The organism is Kitasatospora sp. NPDC051164 (assembly GCF_044455625.1).
In the GTDB taxonomy this organism is placed as follows: Bacteria; Actinomycetota; Actinomycetes; order Streptomycetales; family Streptomycetaceae; genus Kitasatospora.
Window position 1 is genome coordinate 21,898 of record NZ_JBITFB010000025.1, and the last position, 19,864, is coordinate 41,761.

At 71.3% G+C, this 19,864-nt stretch carries 14 protein-coding genes; 5 read left to right on the plus strand and 9 right to left on the minus strand.

What is annotated here, in order from left to right:
- Window positions 1–49: 49 nt before the first annotated feature.
- A complete protein-coding gene (locus ACIBEC_RS32120; protein WP_360495772.1) occupies window positions 50–1,945 on the minus strand; it encodes a hypothetical protein in 1,896 nt (631 codons plus the stop codon).
- Between the two features lie 150 nt (window positions 1,946–2,095).
- On the opposite strand from ACIBEC_RS32120, the gene radA reads away from it, so the two are divergent.
- Both radA and disA read left to right on the plus strand, forming a co-directional pair.
- The gene (gene radA, locus ACIBEC_RS32125; protein WP_360495769.1) at window positions 2,096–3,631 is read left to right on the plus strand and encodes a DNA repair protein RadA; all 1,536 of its coding nucleotides are present in this window, start codon (window positions 2,096–2,098) and stop codon (window positions 3,629–3,631) included.
- 201 nt (window positions 3,632–3,832) lie between these two features.
- Window positions 3,833–4,891 carry a DNA integrity scanning diadenylate cyclase DisA gene (disA, locus tag ACIBEC_RS32130; protein ID WP_360496087.1) on the plus strand — a complete coding sequence of 353 codons (1,059 nt, stop codon included), beginning with the start codon at window positions 3,833–3,835 and terminating at the stop codon, window positions 4,889–4,891.
- A gap of 201 nt (window positions 4,892–5,092) precedes the next feature.
- On the opposite strand, the gene ACIBEC_RS32135 is transcribed toward disA, so the two are convergent.
- Window positions 5,093–5,974 carry a hypothetical protein gene (locus tag ACIBEC_RS32135; protein ID WP_360495766.1) on the minus strand — a complete coding sequence of 294 codons (882 nt, stop codon included), beginning with the start codon at window positions 5,972–5,974 and terminating at the stop codon, window positions 5,093–5,095.
- Between the two features lie 237 nt (window positions 5,975–6,211).
- On the opposite strand from ACIBEC_RS32135, the gene ACIBEC_RS32140 reads away from it, so the two are divergent.
- Entirely contained in the window at window positions 6,212–7,144 is a 933-nt protein-coding gene (locus ACIBEC_RS32140) for an A/G-specific adenine glycosylase (RefSeq protein WP_396289518.1), read from the plus strand.
- Between the two features lie 63 nt (window positions 7,145–7,207).
- Here ACIBEC_RS32140 and ACIBEC_RS32145 read toward each other — a convergent pair whose 3' ends face one another.
- The gene (locus tag ACIBEC_RS32145; RefSeq protein WP_360495763.1) at window positions 7,208–8,803 is read right to left on the minus strand and encodes an MDR family MFS transporter; all 1,596 of its coding nucleotides are present in this window, start codon (window positions 8,801–8,803) and stop codon (window positions 7,208–7,210) included.
- Between the two features lie 225 nt (window positions 8,804–9,028).
- Here ACIBEC_RS32145 and ACIBEC_RS32150 point away from each other — a divergent pair, with 225 nt between their 5' ends.
- Complete coding sequence (locus ACIBEC_RS32150) at window positions 9,029–9,724, plus strand: helix-turn-helix domain-containing protein (RefSeq protein ID WP_360495760.1); 696 nt, start codon at window positions 9,029–9,031, stop codon at window positions 9,722–9,724.
- A 10-nt stretch (window positions 9,725–9,734) separates the two neighbouring features.
- Here the strand turns inward: ACIBEC_RS32150 and ACIBEC_RS32155 are convergent, their stop codons facing one another.
- Window positions 9,735–10,655, minus strand: a complete 921-nt coding sequence (locus ACIBEC_RS32155; RefSeq protein WP_360495757.1) for a M23 family metallopeptidase — start codon at window positions 10,653–10,655, stop codon at window positions 9,735–9,737.
- A 358-nt stretch (window positions 10,656–11,013) separates the two neighbouring features.
- Here ACIBEC_RS32155 and ACIBEC_RS32160 point away from each other — a divergent pair, with 358 nt between their 5' ends.
- Complete coding sequence (locus tag ACIBEC_RS32160) at window positions 11,014–12,207, plus strand: beta-eliminating lyase-related protein (protein WP_360495755.1); 1,194 nt, start codon at window positions 11,014–11,016, stop codon at window positions 12,205–12,207.
- 160 nt (window positions 12,208–12,367) lie between these two features.
- Here ACIBEC_RS32160 and ACIBEC_RS32165 read toward each other — a convergent pair whose 3' ends face one another.
- The 5 genes from ACIBEC_RS32165 to ACIBEC_RS32185 form a co-directional block, all read right to left on the minus strand.
- The gene (locus ACIBEC_RS32165; RefSeq protein ID WP_360495752.1) at window positions 12,368–14,716 is read right to left on the minus strand and encodes an immune inhibitor A domain-containing protein; all 2,349 of its coding nucleotides are present in this window, start codon (window positions 14,714–14,716) and stop codon (window positions 12,368–12,370) included.
- A gap of 343 nt (window positions 14,717–15,059) precedes the next feature.
- Window positions 15,060–17,579, minus strand: a complete 2,520-nt coding sequence (locus tag ACIBEC_RS32170; RefSeq protein WP_360495749.1) for an ATP-dependent Clp protease ATP-binding subunit — start codon at window positions 17,577–17,579, stop codon at window positions 15,060–15,062.
- A gap of 662 nt (window positions 17,580–18,241) precedes the next feature.
- Window positions 18,242–18,592 carry an Lsr2 family protein gene (locus ACIBEC_RS32175; protein WP_360495746.1) on the minus strand — a complete coding sequence of 117 codons (351 nt, stop codon included), beginning with the start codon at window positions 18,590–18,592 and terminating at the stop codon, window positions 18,242–18,244.
- 91 nt (window positions 18,593–18,683) lie between these two features.
- Complete coding sequence (locus tag ACIBEC_RS32180; RefSeq protein WP_360495744.1) at window positions 18,684–19,220, minus strand: amino-acid N-acetyltransferase; 537 nt, start codon at window positions 19,218–19,220, stop codon at window positions 18,684–18,686.
- 9 nt (window positions 19,221–19,229) lie between these two features.
- Complete coding sequence (locus ACIBEC_RS32185; protein WP_360495741.1) at window positions 19,230–19,712, minus strand: BlaI/MecI/CopY family transcriptional regulator; 483 nt, start codon at window positions 19,710–19,712, stop codon at window positions 19,230–19,232.
- Window positions 19,713–19,864: the final 152 nt, after the last annotated feature.

A 19,864-nucleotide genomic window follows, 5' to 3' on the forward strand; every position in this document is an offset into this window, starting at 1 on the left:
AAGCCCGAAACGCCCGTCGGGTGACACCTCTGCCGAACCGGCGTTCGCCCTAATGCGCCGATGCCGGTGCCGGTGCTGACGCCGGAGCCGTGGGTGTCCCCGTCGGATGTGGAGAGGCGCTGCTCGTCGGCGCTGCCGTCGGGGTGCCCGAGGGGGACGGCGAACCCGTCGGCGTGCCGGACGGCGTCGCCGGTGACGAGGGCGACGACGGCGAGCCCGACGGTGAAGGCGCGCCCGTGGCGGTCGGCGAAGGGGTGGCCGTCGGTGGGGCGGTGGCCGTCGGGGACGGGTCGGCCGGGGTGGGGGTCGAGCCGCCGCGGTTGTGCGGGCCGCCTTCCAGGGTGACCACCGCCTGCGAGGGCGGCAGTGCGATCCGGGCGGTCCAGTGCGTGCTCGGCGCGAGGTCCTCGTCCACGGTGACGATCACGGTGATCCGCTGGCCGGGCGCGAGTGTGCCGGAGTCGCGGCTGAGCCGGAGCCAGCCGGCGTCCGTCACCGCGTGCCAGCGGATCTCCGTGGTGCCGGAGTTGGTGAGGGTGAGGACCGTACGGCTGCCGTACTCGCCGGCTTCGACGGTGAGGAGTCCGGCCGGGGCCGGTTCGGGCGTCCCCGGTGCGGAGGCCCGGTCGACGACGGGGGCCGGGGCGGCGACCAGGGTCGGGCTGCTGAGCGGGGTGGCGCCGTGGGCTGGGACCGGGATCACCGCGCCCTGGAAGGTCAGCCGTGGAAAACCTGGAAGCAACGTTTCTGCACCGCTGACACCGCCCGCGCCGGCACCGCCCGCCCCCGCCAGCTCCAGCCCCGGTACCCCCGGCCCGGCCGGGCCCCCGACCCCCGATTTCGGCGGCCGCTGCCCGGTCTCCCGACCGGCCTCGTCCACTCGCACCGCCGACACGGAGGCCGCCGCCCCCGGCCCGCCGCCGTTCCGGTGCCCGGCCCAGAGCGCGACCACCGGTGCCGCCAGGACGGCCGCGAGCACCCCCGTGGTCACCACCCGTCGGCGGACCGCCAGCCCGCGCCCGGCGTCCGGCGCCCGGTGCCGGGGAAAGCCGCTCTGGTCGAACCGCAGCGCGGGCTCCGGCACCCCCCGACCGGAGACACCCCCGACAACCGCGGCACCCCCGACAACCGCGACACCCCGGACAGGCATGGCACCTGCCACCCCCACCCAACCCTGCGGAGCGCCCAGCAACGGCAGCCCGGACAGCCCCGCCGACCCCTCCGCCGCCTCGCCGGCCACCCGCTCCGCCGTCCCCCGGCAGGTCGGGCAGTCCACCACGTGCTGCACCAGTTCCCGCCGCAGCGCCGGGCCGAGCACCCAGTCCCGCCAGGACTCCGCCCCGGCCCCGCCGAGCCGGTCCAGCTCCGGGCAGCTGCCCACACCGAGCACCAGCAGCGCCGCCCTCGTCCGGGCGACCTCGGCCTCGGCACCGGCCAGCAGCTCGCGGGTCCGTTCGAACGGCTGGCCCAGCACCGCCGCCACTTCCAGCGGGGTCAGCCGGTGCCGGACGGACAACTCCAGCGCCTCGCGCTGCTCCGGGTCGGTGCCGGCTGCTTCCGGCCAGGCGAGCGAGGCCAGCTCGCGGCGCCGCCGGGCCGCCTCGGCCTCGCTCGGCTCCACTCCGGAGGGCCGCCCGCCCTCGAACCCATTCCCGCCCCCGACCCCGACCCCAGCGCCGGCCCCGGTCCCGACCCCGTCCGCGAGTCGCCGCAGGCAGCAGTACCGGGCCAGCGAGAACAGCCAGGCCCGTACCAGCCCGGGCTCGGCCAGCCGGGCGCCGTGCCGTTGCGCCAGTTCACGGACCTCGCGCAGGGCGTCGGCGGCGGCGTCGTGCTCGCACAGCACCGAGAGGCAGTAGGTGAAGAGGCCGTCCGCCTGCCGGTCGTACGCCGCGAGTACGGCGGGTGTCTGCGGCCCGGCCGGCCCAACAGTTCGCGTTGTCACCCGTCCGACGGTAGAGACCCCGGACGGCCTGTCCCCGCCAATCGACGGGTATGTACTTCTTTCGGGTAACAACATCGCCCATCTGTGTGGATGCACGGCGAGTCCGGTGGCGGACGGTCGCTGTCGTACCCAGGCGCTACCGTGGGCCGCATGCCTCCGCGTTCCAAGACCACCGCCAAGCCGCGCCCGGCGTACCGCTGCACCGAGTGCGGCAACCAGCTGCCCAAGTGGGTCGGCCGCTGCCCGGAGTGCAACGCCTGGGGGACGGTCGAGGAGTACGGCGCCGTGCCGATCCGGACGACGGCCGCCGGCCCGGTCAGCGCGCCCGCCCGTCCGATCGCCCAGGTGGACGGCCAGGTCGCGACGGCCCGTTCGACGGGCGTGCCGGAGCTGGACCGGGTGCTCGGCGGCGGGCTGGTCCCCGGCGCGGTGGTGCTGCTGGCGGGCGAGCCCGGCGTCGGCAAGTCCACCCTGCTGCTGGACGTCGCGGCCAAGGCGGCCACCGACCGGCACCGCACGCTCTACGTCACCGGCGAGGAGTCGGCCGGCCAGGTCCGGCTGCGCGCCGACCGGATCAACGCCCTCTCCGAGCACCTCTACCTCGCCGCCGAGTCCGACCTGGGCGCCGTGCTGGGGCACATCGAGGCGGTCAACCCCGGCCTGCTGATCCTGGACTCGGTGCAGACCATCGCCTCCGCCGAGCTGGACGGCGCCCCGGGCGGCCCGGCCCAGGTCCGGGAGGTGGCGGCCGCGCTGATCCGCGCGTCCAAGGAGCGCGGCATGGCCACCCTGCTGGTCGGTCACGTCACCAAGGACGGTCAGATCGCCGGCCCGCGCCTGCTGGAGCACCTGGTGGACGTGGTGCTCAGCTTCGAGGGCGACCGGCACGCCCGGCTGCGCCTCATCCGCGGGGTCAAGAACCGTTACGGCGCGACCGACGAGGTGGGCTGCTTCGAGCTGCACGACGAGGGCATCGTCGGCCTGGCCGACCCGTCGGGCCTGTTCCTGACCAGGCGTGACAAGCCCGTCCCCGGCACCTGCCTCACCGTCACCCTGGAGGGCAAGCGCCCGCTGGTCGCCGAGGTGCAGGCGCTGATGGTGGATTCGCAGATCCCTTCGCCGCGCCGGACGACATCGGGCCTGGAGTCGCCCCGGATCGCGATGATCCTGGCCGTCGTCGAGCGGCACGGCGGTGTGAAGCTCGGCAAGCAGGACATCTACACCGCGACGGTGGGCGGGGTGAAGCTGAGCGAGCCGTCCGCCGACCTCGCGGTCGCGCTCGCGGTGGCCAGTTCCTCCACCGACACCCCGCTGCCCAGCAACCTGGTGGCGATCGGGGAGGTCGGCCTGGCGGGCGAGGTGCGGCGGGTGACGGGTGTGCAGCGGCGGCTCGCCGAGGCGCACCGGCTGGGCTTCACCCATGCCCTGGTCCCGCCGGACCCGGGCAAGGTGCCGACGGGCATGAAGGTGGTCGAGGTGGCCGACATCGGCGAGGCGCTGCGGGCCATCCCGGGCCGCCGCCGGGCCGCCGCCAAACCGCGCGGCGAGGCCCGTGCCGAGGCCCGTGGCGAGGCCCGCACTGAGGCACCGTCGGCGCCGCCGGCCCCGCGCTCGGCCCGGGTCGCGGCCTACCCGGAGGAGCTGATGGACGGCTGGGAGCCGCTCGACTCCGACGAACTCCGCTGACCCAAGCCCTGCCGAAGCCACACACAGTTAGACTTTCCCCAGTCTCATTGGCCAGAAGGCAGTACCGAGCGGTACTGAGCGACAGAGCAACAGACCGCGGACCGTCGCACGGCGCGAGGCGCGCGGCACGGGGTCGACCGGAGGAGTCACGTGGCAGCCAGCGACCGGGGGGCGGACAAGGCCTCCCGTGAGGAGGCCCTGCTGCGTGCCTCCCTCACCGCCATCGCGCCCGGCACGGCGTTGCGTGACGGCCTGGAGCGGGTCCTGCGGGCCAACACCGGTGGCCTGATCGTGCTGGGTTTCGACAGGACCGTCGAGCCCCTCTGCACCGGTGGCTTCGTCCTGGACGTCGAGTTCACCGCCACCCGGCTGCGCGAGCTGTGCAAGCTCGACGGCGCGGTGGTGCTCGACAAGGACATCACCAAGATCGTCCGGGCCGGCGTGCACCTGATGCCGGACTCGACCATCCCGACCGACGAGACCGGTACCCGCCACCGCACCGCCGAGCGGGTCAACCGGCAGACCGGCTACCCGGTGGTCGCGGTCTCGCACTCGATGCGGCTGATCGCGATGTACGTCAACGGCACCCGCCGGGTGCTGGAGGACTCCACCACCGTGCTGTCCCGTGCCAACCAGGCGCTGGCCACCCTGGAGCGCTACAAGCTGCGTCTGGACGAGGTGGCCGGCACGCTCTCCGCGCTGGAGATCGAGGACCTGGTGACGGTCCGGGACGTGACGGCCGTGGCCCAGCGCCTGGAGATGGTCCGGCTGATCGCCACCGAGATCGCCGGCTACGTGCTGGAGCTCGGCATCGACGGCCGTCTGCTCTCGCTGCAGCTGGACGAGCTGATCGCGGGCGTGGAGCCGGAGCGCGAACTGGTCGCCCGGGACTACTTCCCGGAGCGGGCCGCCAAGAAGGGCCGGACGGTCAACGAGGTGCTGGCCGACCTGGAGGCGCTCACCCACGCCGAGCTGCTGGACCTGCAGACCGTCGCCAAGGCGCTCGGCTACTCGGGTACGCCGGAGTCGCTGGACTCCGCCGTCTCGCCGCGCGGCTACCGCCTGCTGGCGAAGATCCCGCGGCTGCCCAACACGGTGATAGAGCGCCTGGTCGAGCACTTCGGCGGCCTGCAGAAGCTGCTCGCCGCGAGCATCGACGACCTGCAGACGGTCGAGGGCGTCGGCGAGACCCGGGCCCGTTCGGTCCGCGAGGGCCTGTCCCGCCTTGCCGAATCGTCCATCCTGGAGCGCTACGTCTGACCCGACGCGCGAACGGCGGCCGGCCCCCGGGGAAAACGCTTCCCCGGGGGCCGTCCCGCGTCCCGGCCCGGTGCCCTTGCCGCAAGCCTGAGAGCCGGCTAGCCCGAAGGAGCCCGAAGCCCGAAAGAATTGGAAGAGCCCGGAATGCCGGAGCCCCCGGCCGCGCGGCGACCGGGGGCTCCGAAGGGAGTCGACCGTCCCTCAGTTGTCCAGCCGGATCGAGGCCCGCGCCGAGACCTTGTCCCCGGAGAGCCCGGTGAGCTCGGCGAGTACCACGTAGGTGCCGTTCGCCGGCGGCGCCGCGTCCGCGGTCGCGCACTGGGGCTTGCTGCGGCTGCGGTCCCAGGTGAAGGTCTCGGTCTGGCTGCCGTTCGCCGCCAGCTGCACCCAGATGCTGCCCTTGTCGGCCGGGCAGTCGCCGGAGGACCAGACCCGGTCGCCGTTGCTGGCGCTCACGGTGATCGCGGAGGCGACCCGGCCCAGGTCCACCCGGCAGTTGGCGCCGGAGGAGTTCTTGACCGTCAGGGCGAGCCGCGGCTTGTCCTTGGGCTGGTACGAGTTCTGGGCGCCGGCCAGTTCCAGGGCGACCTGCGAGGAGGCGCAGACCGGAAGTGCCATGACCTCGGGGGTGTTGAACGCCGGGGCGCCGCCGGAGCCGCTTGCCGCACCGCCGCCGGAGCCGCCCGCCGCGCCGCCACCGGTGCCGCCGGCCCCACCGCCCGTGCCGCCGGAACCGCCTGCGGGGGCCGGGTTGGCTCCGCCGGTGCCGCCGCCGCTGAGGTTGACCTCGGTGCCGCCGCCGCCGGCCACCGGGCCGCCGGCGGGGTTGCCCGATCCGCCGGGGCGCGCCGCGGGGCCGCTCGGCGAGGCGCCGGGCGTGATGGCCTGGGCCGGAGTCTGGTTCTGGGAGGGAACGGCCTGGGCGGCCTTGCTCGGTGAGCCGCCGTCACCGCCCCCGCCCTGATCGGTCATCAGCCAGGCGATCAGGGCGATGACCGCCGCGACGGCGGCGAGCACGACGACGCGCCGACGCCAGTAGATCGAGGCCGGCAGCGGTCCCACGGGTTGACGCAGAGAGGGCACGATCAAACTCTACGAGACTGTGTGTGGCGTTTGACTCACCAACACCGCACAGTCGTCCCTTCCTTCACATGATCCGCCATTTGATCCGTTCGAGGGAGCCCCGGAGGGCTGATTTCCGGGAAATCCTCCGAGGGATCCGGAGTAATTTCCTCCGCTTCGACGCCGCTTCTACTCCACGTCGACTCCGTCCCGACTCCACTTCGACCGGCTCGGCGGGCATGGGAGGATCGAAGGGCCATGACTGCCATCACCGCCACCGCCACCGCCGCCGCCACCGAAGCCGCCCGGCTCCCGATGCCCCTGCCGCTGTTCCACTCGACCGTCCTGGACTGGTACGAGGCGACCAAGCGCGATCTGCCCTGGCGGACCCCCGACGCGACGCCCTGGGCGGTCATGGTGAGCGAGTTCATGCTCCAGCAGACCCCCGTGAAGCGCGTGCTGCCCGCCTGGGAGGCCTGGCTGACCCGCTGGCCGACCCCGGCCGACCTCGCCGCCGAGGCGCCCGGCGAGGCGGTCCGGATGTGGGGTCGACTGGGCTACCCGCGCCGCGCGCTGCGGTTGCACGCGGCTGCGGTGGCGATCACCGAGGAGCACGGCGGCGAGGTCCCGGACGACCATGCCACCTTGCTCTCGTTGCCCGGCGTGGGGGAGTACACCGCCGCCGCGGTCGCGTCCTTCGCCTTCCGCCAGCGGCACGTGGTGCTGGACACCAACGTCCGCCGGGTGTTCGCCCGCGCGGTGACCGGCGTCGAGTACCCGGCCCAGGCCACCACCGCCGCCGAGCGCCGCACCGCCACCACGCTGCTGCCCGACGACGCCGAGACCGCCGCCACCTGGGCGGTCGGCGTGATGGAGCTGGGCGCGCTGGTCTGCACCGCGCGCGGCCCGGAGTGCGGGGAGTGTCCGCTGTTCGCCGGCTGTGCCTGGCAGCGGGCCGGCCGCCCGCCGCACGAGGGCCCGGCCCGGCGCGGCCAGTCCTACGAGGGGACGGACCGCCAGGTGCGCGGCAAGCTGCTCGCGGTGCTGCGCGACGCGCACGGCGAGGTCGAGCAGGCCCGGCTGGACGCGGTCTGGCCGGACGCCGTGCAGCGGGCCCGGGCCCTGGACGGCCTGGTCGCGGACGGTCTGGTCGAGCCCGTCGAGCAGGGCGTCTACCGACTTCCCCAGTAGGCGCCGGAACGCGACGGCGCCCCGGGAGCGGAACTCCCGGGGCGCCGTTCGCAGCGGGGGCGGTCAGACGGCCGCCGCCTCCAGCGAGGCCTCGGCCGGCTTCTCGCCCTTGCCCGCCCCGCGCAGCGGCACCTCGCGCAGGAACAGCGCGGCGGCGATCGAGATCACGGCGACCCCGGCACCCACCAGGAAGACGGTGTGCATGCCGTTGGACACCGCGTGGTGGTAGGCGTCCTGGATGTTCTCGGGGAGCTTGCGCAGGGCGGCCGGGCTCATCTGGCCCGGGTCCTTCACGCCGCCGCCCGCCGCGGCCTGCTCGCCGAGCTTCTCCTTCATGGTGTCGGTCACCCGGTTGTTGAACAGCGCGCCGAACAGCGCGACACCGAAGGAGCCGCCGATGGTGCGGAACAGGGTGGCGGTGGAGCTGGCCACGCCCATGTCCTTGAGCTCGACGCTGTTCTGCGCGACCAGCATGGTGATCTGCATCAGGAAGCCCATGCCGGCGCCGAGCACGATCATCCAGCAGGCCGAGGTGAAGCTGCTGGTCCCGGTGCCCATGGTGGAGAGCAGGACCAGGCCGCCGGTCATCACGATCGTGCCGATGATCGGGTAGATCCGGTACCTGCCGGTTTTGGTCACCGCCTGGCCGACCACCAGCGAGATCACCAGCATGCCGAACATCATCGGCATCAGCAGCAGGCCGGAGTTGGTCGCCGAGGCGCCCTGGACGACCTGCTGGTAGAGCGGCAGGAAGACGGTCGAGCCGAACATCACGAAGCCGACGATGAAGCCGATGATCGAGACCAGGGTGAAGTTCAGGTTCCTGAAGAGGCTCAGCGGCAGCATCGGCTCCTCGACCCGCTGCTCCACGTAGCAGAAGGCGATCAGCGAGGCGGCGGCGAGCGCGGCCAGGCCGAGGATCTGCTTGGAGCCCCAGGCGTACTGCTGGCCGCCCCAGGTGGTGATCAGCACGAGCGAGGTGATGCCGGTGGTGAGCAGGATCGCGCCGAGGTAGTCGATCTTGGCGGTGCTGCGGACCTTCGGCAGCTTCAGGGTGACGATGACCACGGCGAGCGCGACCACACCGAGCGGCAGGTTGATGTAGAAGGTCCAGTGCCAGCTCAGGTGGTCGGTGATGAAGCCGCCGACCAGCGGGCCGCCGATGGTGGCGAGGGCCATCACCGCGGCGAACATGCCCTGGTACTTGCCGCGGTCGCGCGGCGGGACCAGTGCGCCCATGATCGACATGACGCCGACCATCAGACCGCCGGCGCCCAGGCCCTGCACGGCGCGGAAGCCGATCAGCTCGTTCATGTTCTGCGACAGGCCGGACAGCGCCGACCCCACCAGGAAGATCACGATCGAGGTGAGGAAGGTGCCCTTGCGGCCGTACATGTCGCCGAGCTTGCCCCAGATCGGGGTCGAGGCGGCGGTGGCCAGGGTGTACGCGGTGACCACCCAGGACAGGTGCTCGGCGCCGCCGAGATCGCCGACGATGGTCGGCATCGCGGTACCGACGATCAGGTTGTCGAGCATGGCGAGCAGCATGGTGACGACCAGGCCGATCATCACGAGGCGGATCTCGCGGGGCGACCGCGGCTGCTCCTCCTCGGCCGTCTTGTCCTCCGGTACCGGGCCGGCGGTCTTGGACTGTGACATGAGGTGGTGTCTCCCGGAGGGGTGGTTCGGACGGAGCGTCGGGCCGTGCGGCGGCTCACTTACTTGTCGCCCGGCTAGTTTTATCGATCGTCGGCACGGTAAGTTGTTTACTAGCCGGTCGTCAAGCCAGTTTTCGAACCGGCCACCTGGGCAGGGAGAATGGTGCCCGGGGCGGACGCCACCCGGGAGTCCGCAGCAGTCACCGACGCAGTCATGAGGCAGGCCATGGGCACTCCGCACAGCCCCCGCAGCGACACCCGGGCTCGCATCATCGAGGTGTCACTGGAGCTCTTCTCCGAGCATGGCTACGAGCAGACCTCACTGCGCGAGATCGCCGACCGCCTGAGTGTGACCAAGGCCGCCCTCTACTACCACTTCAAGACCAAGGACGACATCGTCCTGGGCATCGTCGAGCGGATGGCCGCGCCGATCGACGAGACCATCGAGTGGGGTCGCAAGCAGTCCTGGAGCCCGCAGATGCGGGACGAGCTGATCCGCCGCTTCGCGGACGGGATGGCCGAGCGGGCCCCGCTGCTGCGCTTCTTCCACGAGAACCAGCCCGCGCTGCGGGAGTCCCCGGCCGGGCTGGCCTTCCGGGACCGCATGGTCACCATGATCCAGCTGGTGCACGGGCCGGAGGCGGACTTCCCGGACCGGCTGCGGGCCGCGATGGCACTGTTCACCGTCCACTCGGCGCTGTTCCTGCTCAAGCAGGACAACGCCCCGGACTGCGCTCACGCCGAGAACGTCTGGGGCGAGCCGCTGGAGACGGCGGCCACGTTGGACGAGGCGATCGGCGCGGCCCGGGACGTCGCGCTGGAGATCGGCGGCCGGATCAGCCACCCGGCACCGGCCGCCCCGGCCCCCGTCCCCGCGCCTGCCCCGGCACCGCCCGCACCCGCGCCGGCCCCCGTCCGCTAGTGGCGCGCGGTCAGAAGTCCGTGACGCCGTGCCCCGCGAGGTACGCGAGCGGATCGACCACCGCGCCGTAGCGGTTGCTGGTGCGGATCTCGAAGTGCAGGTGCGGCCCGGTCGAGTTGCCGGTGCTCCCGGACAGCCCGATCCGCTGGCCGGCCGACACCTGCTGGCCCGCCGAGACCGCGAGCGAGGACAGGTGCGCGTACTGCGCGAAGTGCCCGTCCGCGAGCCGCAGGACGACCTCCTTGCCGTACGCGCCGTCCCAACCGGCCGACACCACGGTCGCGTTGCCGACCGCCAGCAGCGGCGTGCCCGGGGAGACCGCGAAGTCCACCCCGGTGTGGTACCCGGCCGCGTACCCGCGGTTGGCCACCCCGTACGGGTTGCTGGTCGGCGCGTTCGGCACCGGCGCCGACCACTCGGGCGCGGGCGCGGGTGCGGCCTCGGGTTCGGGCGCCGGCGCGGCGGCGGGCTCCGGCTCCGCGGCCGGGGCGGGCGGCTCGAGCGGCAGCAGGTTGACCGCCACCGCCACGAACTGCTGGGCCGTGTCGCCGTCCTCGGGCAGCTTGTACGGGCTGGGCCCGGCCACCTGGACCAGCCCCGCGTTGGGCACCTCCGCCCGCGGCGCGGTGAAGGCCGAGCTGCCCGGCGTGGTGGGCAGTACGGTCTGCGCCGAGGCGCTGCCGGGCGCGGCCACCAGCAGCACGCCGGCGAGCAGTGTGGCGGCCGCCCCGACCGAGATCAGCGCGTGGTCGTGCTCGGCCCGCTGACGGCTGCCCGGCAGGGTGGTGTGCCGGGGCGTGGCGAGCGTGCGCAGCGGAGCGGCGTGGGTGCGGACGGCGTGGCCGAGTCGGGGCTGCCAGGCCGCCGCCTGGGCCGCCGTTCGGGCGGCGAGCCGGCGCAGGGCCGGCCCCACGGGCGGGACGGTGGACATCGGTGGCCGTACCTCACGGGTTGTACGAGGGCAGCACGAGAGACCCGTTCGGGCGCGTGCTGAGCGGGGGACCACTCAGGTGTAACCGCCACCGAACGGACTCCCAAACCGTGTGACGTACTACCGCGTGTAGTCGGCGTGGCGCCGGATGTTCGAACCTACGGGGTGACGATCATGAGATCCGGTCGCCCACCGCCGCTTCGGGGTGGCTCGCGGGCCCGACCCGACCGACTACTACCTTCGGTCGTACCGGGCCGGAGGCCTGTGACCAGGCCCACGCGCGGCCGGGGTTTGACGGGCTCGGACCGCTTCCGTCCGCACCGCTGACCGGCCCGGCCCGCTGGGGGACCATCGACCCATGTATGGCAACAGGAGCGAAGACCCCGACGCCAGTGACCGCCCGAACCCGGCGGACCGCCGCTTCGCCGCCCTGCGCGGCTGCGAGCGCATCCTGTCCGGCGCCCGGCCGCAGACCATCCGCGAACGCCTCGCCGCCCTGGCCGACCCACTGTCGGAGGCGGCCGGGGCCGCCCCCGGCCTGGACCGCCGGCCGGACCAGTACGGGGACGGCGTGGTCCGCGCCCTGGAACTCCGGGTCGCCGGGCTGCTCGGCACCGAGGACGCGGCCTTCTTCCCGACCGGCACGATGGCCCAGCAGATCGCCCTGCGGATCCACGCCGAGGCCGCCGGGCTGCCCACCGTCGCCACCCACCCGCTGGCCCACACCGACCGGCACGAGCGGCACGCGCTCGGCGTCCTCACCGGTCTGCGCAGCGTCTGGCCGACCACCGCGCCGCGCCAGCCCACCGCCGCGGAGCTGCGCGCCCTGGACGAGCCGTATGCCGCACTGAGCCTGGAACTGCCGCTACGCGACGCCGGGTTCGTGCTGCCCGACTGGGAGCGGCTGCGGGCCCTGGCCGCGGTGGTGCGGGAAGAGCACGGTGCGGCGCTGCACCTGGACGGCGCCCGGATCTGGGAGTCCGCCGTCGCCCTCGGCCGCCCGCTGCCGGAGGTCGTCGCCCTGGCCGACTCCGTCTACGTCTCCTTCTACAAGACCCTTGGCGGGATCAGCGGCGCCGCGCTGGCCGGTCCGGCCGGCTTCGTCCGGACCGCCAGGGCCTGGCGGCACCGTTACGGCGGGCAGCTCTTCCAGCAGTGGCCGTTCGCGCTGGCCGCGCTGGCCGGGCTGGAGCGCGAACTGCCGCTGCTGGAACGGTACGTGTCGCACGCCCGGACGGTCGCCGAGGCGCTGGCCCGGGCCTTCGCCGCCGTCCCCGGTGCCCAGGTGCACCCGGCCCCGCCGCACACCCACCAGTTCCGGCTCTGGTTGCCGTACCCGGCCGAGGAGTTGGAGGAGGTCTCGCTGGCGCTGGCCGAGGAGACCGGGATCGGGCTGTTCGGCGCCTGGCGCGAGCGCGAGCTGCCGGGCCTGGCGATGACCGAGGTCACGGTCGCCTCGCCCGCCCTGGACTGGACGGGCACCGACGTCGAGGTGGCGGCCGCCGCCTTCCTGGACCGGTTGCCCGCCGTCCACAAGGCCGACAGCACCTGACCGACAGCACCTGACCGGCAGGGCCTGACCGACGGACCGACAGGGCCCGGTAACCGGCAGGCCCGGCAAAGCGTCCGGCCCGCCCCCGCGCGATGCGGGGACGGGCCGGACGTGGAGTTGTCAGAGCTGCCTGGTCACAGGCTGATCGCTACGGGCTCGATCAGTTGTCGACCGGACGGACCCGGATCCAGGTCTCCAGGTAGTTCGAGGACTCGTTCTCGACCTCGATGCTGGTGCCGGTCTTCGGCACGTCCACACCGCTGTACGGGTTGTCCTTGGACCACCACGACTTCAGGTCGTTGAACTCGTCGACGCCCTTCGCCTTCGGGATGACGGTCTCGACGCCGGCCTTGTGCAGGGTCAGCGCGGGGACGCGGCGCGAGCCGAAGGTGGAGTCGGCGCCCTGCACGCGCGGACGCATCAGGCTGCCGTCGCTCCACTTGACCGGGGTCGGGTGCGAGTCGACCGGCAGGACCAGGCCGTGGCCCGGGTGGGCGCTGACGTTGTTGTCGGTCTGCGACGCGTCCCAGTACCAGATCAGCAGACCGGGCTGGTACGCGTAGTGCTCGACCCAGCCCGGCTTGTCGGCGAAGCCGAAGTTGTACGGGCCGGTCTTCAGCGTCTGGTCGAACGACACGTACTGCTTGTTCTCCGCGATGTAGTACTGCGCGTAGTCCTTGGTGTACGAGCCGCCGAAGCGGGTGAAGCCGGTGGCGGCCCAGCCGTTGACACCGTTCTCCACGTCGTCACTGAACACGGTGGCGCCGTCGGCGGTCACCGAGACGTTGTCCACCGCGAAGCCGCGGTAGTGCAGGCCGCCGTCAGTGGTGTTGTGGTAGCGGAACTGGACCTTCTGGCCGGCGTAGGCGTCCAGGTTGAAGGACAGGTCGCCCCAGGCGGCGGCGAGGCCGTTGACGGCCGGGCGGCCGTTCTCCTTGGGGAGCGGGGCGCCGTTCCAGGTGCCGTCCACGACGGTCCAGGTCTTGCCACCGTCGGTGGAGACCTCGCCGAAGGCGTAGTCGAAGTCCGGCTCCAGCTCGTACCAGGCCTTGGCGTTGATGCTGGCCTTGGTCTTGCCGGTCAGGTCGAGCTCACGGGTGAGCGTGACGTTGAGGTTGTCGGCGCTGCCGCTCCACCACTCGTTGCCGCCCGCGAACGGCTTGTTGATGTCGGTGGTGATGCTCTTCTTCGGCAGGTCGACGAGGAGCGCCTGCGGCAGGTTGGTGTTGTACTCCACCGGGCCGATGTGGTGCGTCGACTCGGTGCCCGCCTTGGCGCGGTCGACCTTCAGCCAGCCGAGCTGGTACTTGCTCCAGGCGTCGAGGTCGTTCGGCATGTCGCCGATGTTGTCCTTGCCCTCGCCGAGCCAGGAACCGGAGGACATCAGCGACCAGAAGCCGACCGAGTTGTCGATGCCCTTGCCGGCGGTGTCGTAGAGGTCCGGCAGACCGAGGTCGTGGCCGTACTCGTGGGCGAAGACGCCGAGGCCGCCGTTCTCCGGCTGCATCGTGTAGTCGCCGATCCAGAGGCCGGAGCTGCCGACCTGGACGCCACCGAGCTTGTTGCCCTCGGGGCCGGCCTGGCCCGTCAGGTTGCCGTAGACGTAAGAGCGGTGGGCCCACAGGGCCTTGGTGCCCTGCTTGCCGCCACCGGCCGACTTGTCCTCACCGGCGTGCACGATCTGGAAGTGGTCGATGTACCCGTCGGGCTGGTTGAAGTTCCCGTCGTGGTGCGAACCGTAGCGGTCCCACTGGTCGTACTGGGCCAGCGTCGCCTTGATCTGCGCGTCGGTCTGACCCTTGGCCAGCTGGTCCTTGTACCAGATGTCCACGGCGTCGCGGATCAGGTCCTGGGCGCTCGCGCAGACGTTGGAGCCGCAGTAGTCGGAGCCGTACCGGGCCTCGTTCCACGGCACCCGGACCCAGTCCGAGACCACGCCGTCGACCGAGTAGCGGCCCGAGGACTGCTTCTCGTAGAAGGTCTTCAGCGAGGGCTTGTCCTTGGAGAAGTACAGGTCCTGGTAGTGCTGCTGGTTGTAGTCGGCCTGCCAGGCGGTCGAGTTGTTCGTGGCGCGATCCGGCGCCGCGATCTCGTTGTGCTTGGGACCGGCCTCGCCACCGTACTTGACCTTGCCGTCGGCGGTCTTGGTGGTGTTGTCGACCTGGTCGCCGAAGTCGACGAGGATCGTGAAGATCTTGTCCGTGCGCTCGCGGGCGAGCTCCACGTACTTGTCCTTGCCGAGCTTCACGCTGGTGCTGCCGTTGTGCTGCTCGACCTGGGCGGTGCCGTTGAGCACCTGCTCGGTGGCGGCCTTCTGCTCGGCCTCCACCTTCGCGGTCAACGGGCCCGGGATGTTGTGCTCGGTGTTCGACTGGACGGCATCAGCCGGGTCCTTCGGCACGGGGGCCGAGCCGGCGGCGACGGCGGTGCTCGGGAAAAGACCCGCGCCGAGCGCGACTATGACCGCCGCGGCCGTCGCGGCCGCAGCGGTTCTCCTGGTGTTCTTCAACGGTGTGACGTCCTCCCCGACCGGGGCCAGCTCTTAGCCAAAGCCCGGCAAACCAAAATGAAAGACAGGTGGACGTCATTTGATACAAGCGTGCACAAAAAAGATAGACCTTGACCATGACATGGCCACGGCGCTATGCTCCGCGACTTCCCGTCAGCTGACCATCTGTCAACCGTATGTTCGTTAAACCTGCCTGAGAAATCGAGCGCATCCGTACTAACCAGCCCGGGGGCCGCCCGCTCCGGCCGGTGGTGGCACCCGCTTCGGCGGGGCGGAACGCACCGAGCCCCCGGCGCGAACGCCGGGGGCTCGGTTGCTGTGAAGTTGTCTGTTAAAAGTTGGGCTACTTCGTCAGGTCGGGACCGGACGAGGCGACCGCGGCCGGGGTGTCCGCGACGGCCGACTTCTCCTCGCCGCGGAAGGTGAACTTGGCCTCCTTGCCCTCACCCTCGACGTCGACGACGACGATGTGGCCGGCCCGCAGCTCCCCGAAGAGGATCTTCTCGGAGAGGTGGTCCTCGATCTCGCGCTGGATGGTGCGGCGCAGCGGACGGGCACCCAGGATCGGGTCGTAGCCGCGCTTGGCCAGCAGCTTCTTGGCCTCGACGCTGAGCTCGAGGTCCATGTCCTTGTCCTTGAGCCGCTCGTCCACCTTGTCGATCATGAGGTCGACGATCTGGATGATGTCTTCCTCGGACAGCTGGTGGAACACCACGATGTCGTCGACACGGTTCAGGAACTCGGGGCGGAAGTGCTGCTTGAGCTCCTCGCCGACCTTCGCCTTCATCCGCTCGTACCCGCTCTGGGTGTCACCCGTGGCCGCGAAGCCCAGGTTGAAGCCCTTGGAGATGTCCCGGGTGCCGAGGTTGGTCGTCATGATGATGACGGTGTTCTTGAAGTCGACCACGCGGCCCTGGGAGTCGGTCAGGCGACCGTCCTCCAGGATCTGCAGCAGCGAGTTGAAGATGTCCGGGTGGGCCTTCTCGACCTCGTCGAAGAGGACGACCGAGAACGGCTTGCGGCGGACCTTCTCGGTCAGCTGGCCGCCCTCCTCGTAGCCCACGTAGCCGGGCGGGGAGCCGAACAGCCGGGAGACGGTGTGCTTCTCGGAGAACTCGGACATGTCGAGCGCGATCAGCGCGTCCTCGTCGCCGAAGAGGAACTCCGCCAGCGTCTTGGACAGCTCGGTCTTACCGACGCCGGACGGGCCGGCGAAGATGAACGAACCGCCGGGGCGCTTCGGGTCCTTGAGGCCCGCACGGGTGCGTCGGATGGCCTGGGAGAGCGCCTTGATGGCGTCCTTCTGGCCGATGACGCGCTTGTGCAGCTCGTCCTCCATGCGCAGCAGACGCGAGGTCTCCTCCTCGGTCAGCTTGAAGACCGGGATGCCGGTGGCGGTGGCCAGGACCTCGGCGATGAGCTCCTCGTTGACCTCCGCGACGACATCCATGTCGCCGGCCTTCCACTCCTTCTCGCGCTTGGCCTTGGCCTGCAGGAGCTGCTTCTCGTCGTCGCGCAGGGACGCGGCCTTCTCGAAGTCCTGCGCGTCGATCGCGCTCTCCTTCTCGCGGCGCACGTCGGCGATCTTCTCGTCGAACTCGCGCAGGTCCGGCGGCGCGGTCATCCGGCGGATGCGCATTCGGGAGCCGGCCTCGTCGATCAGGTCGATCGCCTTGTCCGGCAGGAAGCGGTCCGAGATGTACCGGTCGGCCAGGGTGGCGGCGGCGACCAGGGCGGCGTCCGTGATGGAGACCCGGTGGTGGGCCTCGTAGCGGTCGCGCAGGCCCTTGAGGATCTCGATGGTGTGCGGCAGCGAGGGCTCCGCGACCTGGATCGGCTGGAAGCGGCGCTCCAGCGCGGCGTCCTTCTCCAGGTGCTTGCGGTACTCGTCCAGGGTGGTGGCACCGATGGTCTGCAGCTCGCCGCGGGCCAGCATCGGCTTGAGGATGCTGGCGGCGTCGATGGCGCCCTCGGCGGCGCCCGCGCCGACCAGGGTGTGCAGCTCGTCGATGAACAGGATGATGTCGCCGCGGGTGCGGATCTCCTTGAGCACCTTCTTCAGGCGCTCCTCGAAGTCACCGCGGTAGCGCGAGCCGGCCACCAGCGCGCCCAGGTCCAGCGTGTAGAGCTGCTTGTCCTTGAGCGTCTCCGGGACCTCGCCCTTGACGATCGCCTGCGCCAGGCCCTCGACCACGGCGGTCTTGCCGACGCCGGGCTCACCGATCAGCACCGGGTTGTTCTTGGTGCGGCGGGACAGCACCTGCATGACCCGCTCGATCTCCTTCTCGCGCCCGATGACCGGGTCGAGCTTGGCCTCGCGGGCGGCCTGGGTGAGGTTGCGGCCGAACTGGTCCAGGACCAGCGAGGTCGACGGGGTGCCCTCGGCGGGCCCGCCGGCCGTGGCCGACTCCTTGCCGCCGCTGGTCTGGTAACCGGAGAGCAGCTGGATGACCTGCTGGCGTACCCGGTTGAGGTCGGCACCCAGCTTGACCAGGACCTGGGCGGCGACGCCCTCGCCCTCGCGGATCAGGCCGAGCAGGATGTGCTCGGTGCCGATGTAGTTGTGGCCGAGCTGCAGGGCCTCTCGGAGCGACAGCTCCAGGACCTTCTTCGCCCGGGGGGTGAAGGGAATGTGACCGGACGGGGCCTGCTGGCCCTGGCCGATGATCTCCTCGACCTGCTGGCGAACGGCCTCAAGAGAAATCCCGAGGCTCTCCAGGGCCTTGGCGGCGACGCCCTCGCCCTCGTGGATCAGACCCAGGAGGATGTGCTCGGTGCCGATGTAGTTGTGGTTGAGCATCCGGGCTTCTTCCTGAGCCAGGACGACAACCCGCCGCGCGCGGTCGGTGAACCTCTCGAACATCGTTTATCGCTCCTCAGAGCGGTCGGGCAGTTCGGGGTCCGTCCCCGCCCTGTCCTTCCGCATGCTAGTCCCGCTCAGCGGCGCGGCCCACGGATTCACTCCCCGGTAGAGGAGCGAGATGCTGCGCGACCAGCCGACACCAATCCCAACCTGATGCTGGGATTCGGTGTTCCCACTGGTGGGCCGGATGCACCGGAATCCGCTACGCCATCGGCGAACAAGCGCCGCCGGACGCGGTCGGACTCCCTCCGGCCGGTCGCGCATACTGCCCCTGGACGGGCGCAGAACCCGTCCACCTGCATTCATACCCGGTATCGGGGCGGTTCTCGCGCAGTTTCCGCGGTGGCGGTGTTCGCCTGGCGAGAAGTCGGGCCGTGGTGACGGTGGTTCAACGGAGGCCCAGGTGGTCGGTACGCCATCCCGGTGGTGTCCGCGTTACCGCTTCGCCCCTACAGCGTTGCACAGCTCGTGATTGTTCCGCCGCCCGAGTCCGACCCCCGGACGTCCTCCGGGACCGGAGCCGGTACCGGCGGCGCCCCGGTCGTTCGGGTACGCGCCGCGGGGCGCGGAGGAGGCTCCTCCGCGCCCCGCGCGTGTGTCGTCGACGCCGTGCACAGCCGCCGGGGCCCCGCACCCGCTCCGGCGTGCCGGCAGCGCCGGGGTCAGGCCGCGTTGGCCTTGTCGTAGGCCTCGCGGACCGTGCTCGGCACGCGGCCGCGGTCGTTGACATCCATGCCCTGCTCCTTGGCCCACGCGCGCACCTTCGCGGTGTCCGGAGCGCTGCCGGAGGGGCGCTGGGCCGTGCCGCGGCCCGGGCGGCGGGGGCCGGCGAGCCGGCCGCTCTGCTTACGGCCCTTCTCCACGTACGGCGCCAGCAGACCGCGGAGCTTGTCCGCGTTGGCGCTCTTCAGGTCGATCTCGTAGGCAACGCCGTCGAGCGCGAACGTCACCGTCTCGTCCGCCGAACCACCGTCGAGATCGTCTTCAAGAATGACCTGCACCCTCTGTGCCACGGGCTTCCCTTTCCGCTAAACGACCCATTGCCTAAGGAAAGGAAAGCGCTTTTCTCCGGAAAACACAAACCCTTGACCCCGGCGGAGCCGCTCAGAGGTGCAGCAGCATGCGCGAGTTGCCCAGTGTGTTGGGCTTCACCCGCTCCAGGTCAAGGAACTCGGCGACGCCTTCATCGTACGAGCGGAGGAGTTCTTCATAGACATCCGTAGCGATCGCCGCCGGGTCTGTCGTACCATCATCGGTTTCCTGGAGCTCCCCGATCTCGACGAAACCGTGTTTCGCGAAGAACGCGACCTCGAACGTCAAGCAGAAAATCCGACGGACGCCGAGCCAGCGCGCCGTCTGTACCAGCTTCTCCAGCAGCAGATGTCCGATGCCGAAGCCCTGGCAGGCCGGATCCACCGCGAGTGTCCGGACCTCGGCGAGGTCCTCCCACATCACGTGCAGGGCGCCGCAGGCCACCACCGCGCCGTTGTCGTCGCGTTCCGCGACCCAGAACTCCTGGACGGATTCGAACAGGGTGACAGTGGGCTTGTCCAGCAGAATGCCGTCGCGCGAGTAGGCGTCGATGAGCCTGCGTACTGCCCGCACGTCCGTGGTCCGTGCGCGGCGGATGGTGACCTCCATGGCGGGACGTTATCGCGTCGGCCCCGGCGCGGTCTCCCCGGTATGCGGTCCGCCGGTATCGGGTCCGCCGGTTTCCGCCCCGTCGGTATCCGGCCCGTCCGCCGGGGAATCGGCCCCCGGCGGATCGGGCGGGGGCAGCGCGGCGACCCGCAGCGCGTCCCGGAGTGCCTCGCGTTGCTCGGGCGACATCAGGCCGAAGAAGTGCACCAGGGCGGCCGCCGGATTGTCACTGGTGGCCCAGGCGTCGTTCATCAGGGCCGCCGTGTACGCCTCACGTGAGGAGACCGGTTCATATCGATAGGCCCGGCCGACCCGCTCGCGGCGCAGCCAGCCCTTTCTGTGGAGCTTGTCCAGGACGGTCATCACCGTGGTGTACGCGATTTCGCGTTCCGACCGCAGATCCAGGAGAACCTCGCGAACCGTCACCGGTCGGTTCCACTGCCACACCCGGGTCATGATGGCGTTCTCAAGTTCGCCGAGTTGCCGGACCATAGTGCGGCCAGGATAGGGAGTGATTGGGGCAAATCTTGTGAAGTGCACCAAACCGGCGCGCCGCCACCCCGGGGAATCGGGAATGGCGGCGCGCCGGTCGTCCGGGGCCCGGAACCGTCCGGGACCCCGGGGGATCAGTCGAAGTCTTCCTT

Bases quoted from the DNA above. Each gene is read 5' to 3' on its own strand.
- radA (WP_360495769.1), top strand. From the start codon at position 2,096: ATGCCTCCGCGTTCCAAGACCACCGCCAAGCCGCGCCCGGCGTACCGC.
- ACIBEC_RS32140 (WP_396289518.1), top strand. From the start codon at position 6,212: ATGACTGCCATCACCGCCACCGCCACCGCCGCCGCCACCGAAGCCGCC.
- ACIBEC_RS32145 (WP_360495763.1), bottom strand. From the start codon at position 8,803: ATGTCACAGTCCAAGACCGCCGGCCCGGTACCGGAGGACAAGACGGCC.
- ACIBEC_RS32150 (WP_360495760.1), top strand. From the start codon at position 9,029: ATGGGCACTCCGCACAGCCCCCGCAGCGACACCCGGGCTCGCATCATC.
- ACIBEC_RS32155 (WP_360495757.1), bottom strand. From the start codon at position 10,655: ATGTCCACCGTCCCGCCCGTGGGGCCGGCCCTGCGCCGGCTCGCCGCC.
- ACIBEC_RS32160 (WP_360495755.1), top strand. From the start codon at position 11,014: ATGTATGGCAACAGGAGCGAAGACCCCGACGCCAGTGACCGCCCGAAC.
- ACIBEC_RS32170 (WP_360495749.1), bottom strand. From the start codon at position 17,579: ATGTTCGAGAGGTTCACCGACCGCGCGCGGCGGGTTGTCGTCCTGGCT.
- ACIBEC_RS32180 (WP_360495744.1), bottom strand. From the start codon at position 19,220: ATGGAGGTCACCATCCGCCGCGCACGGACCACGGACGTGCGGGCAGTA.
- ACIBEC_RS32185 (WP_360495741.1), bottom strand. From the start codon at position 19,712: ATGGTCCGGCAACTCGGCGAACTTGAGAACGCCATCATGACCCGGGTG.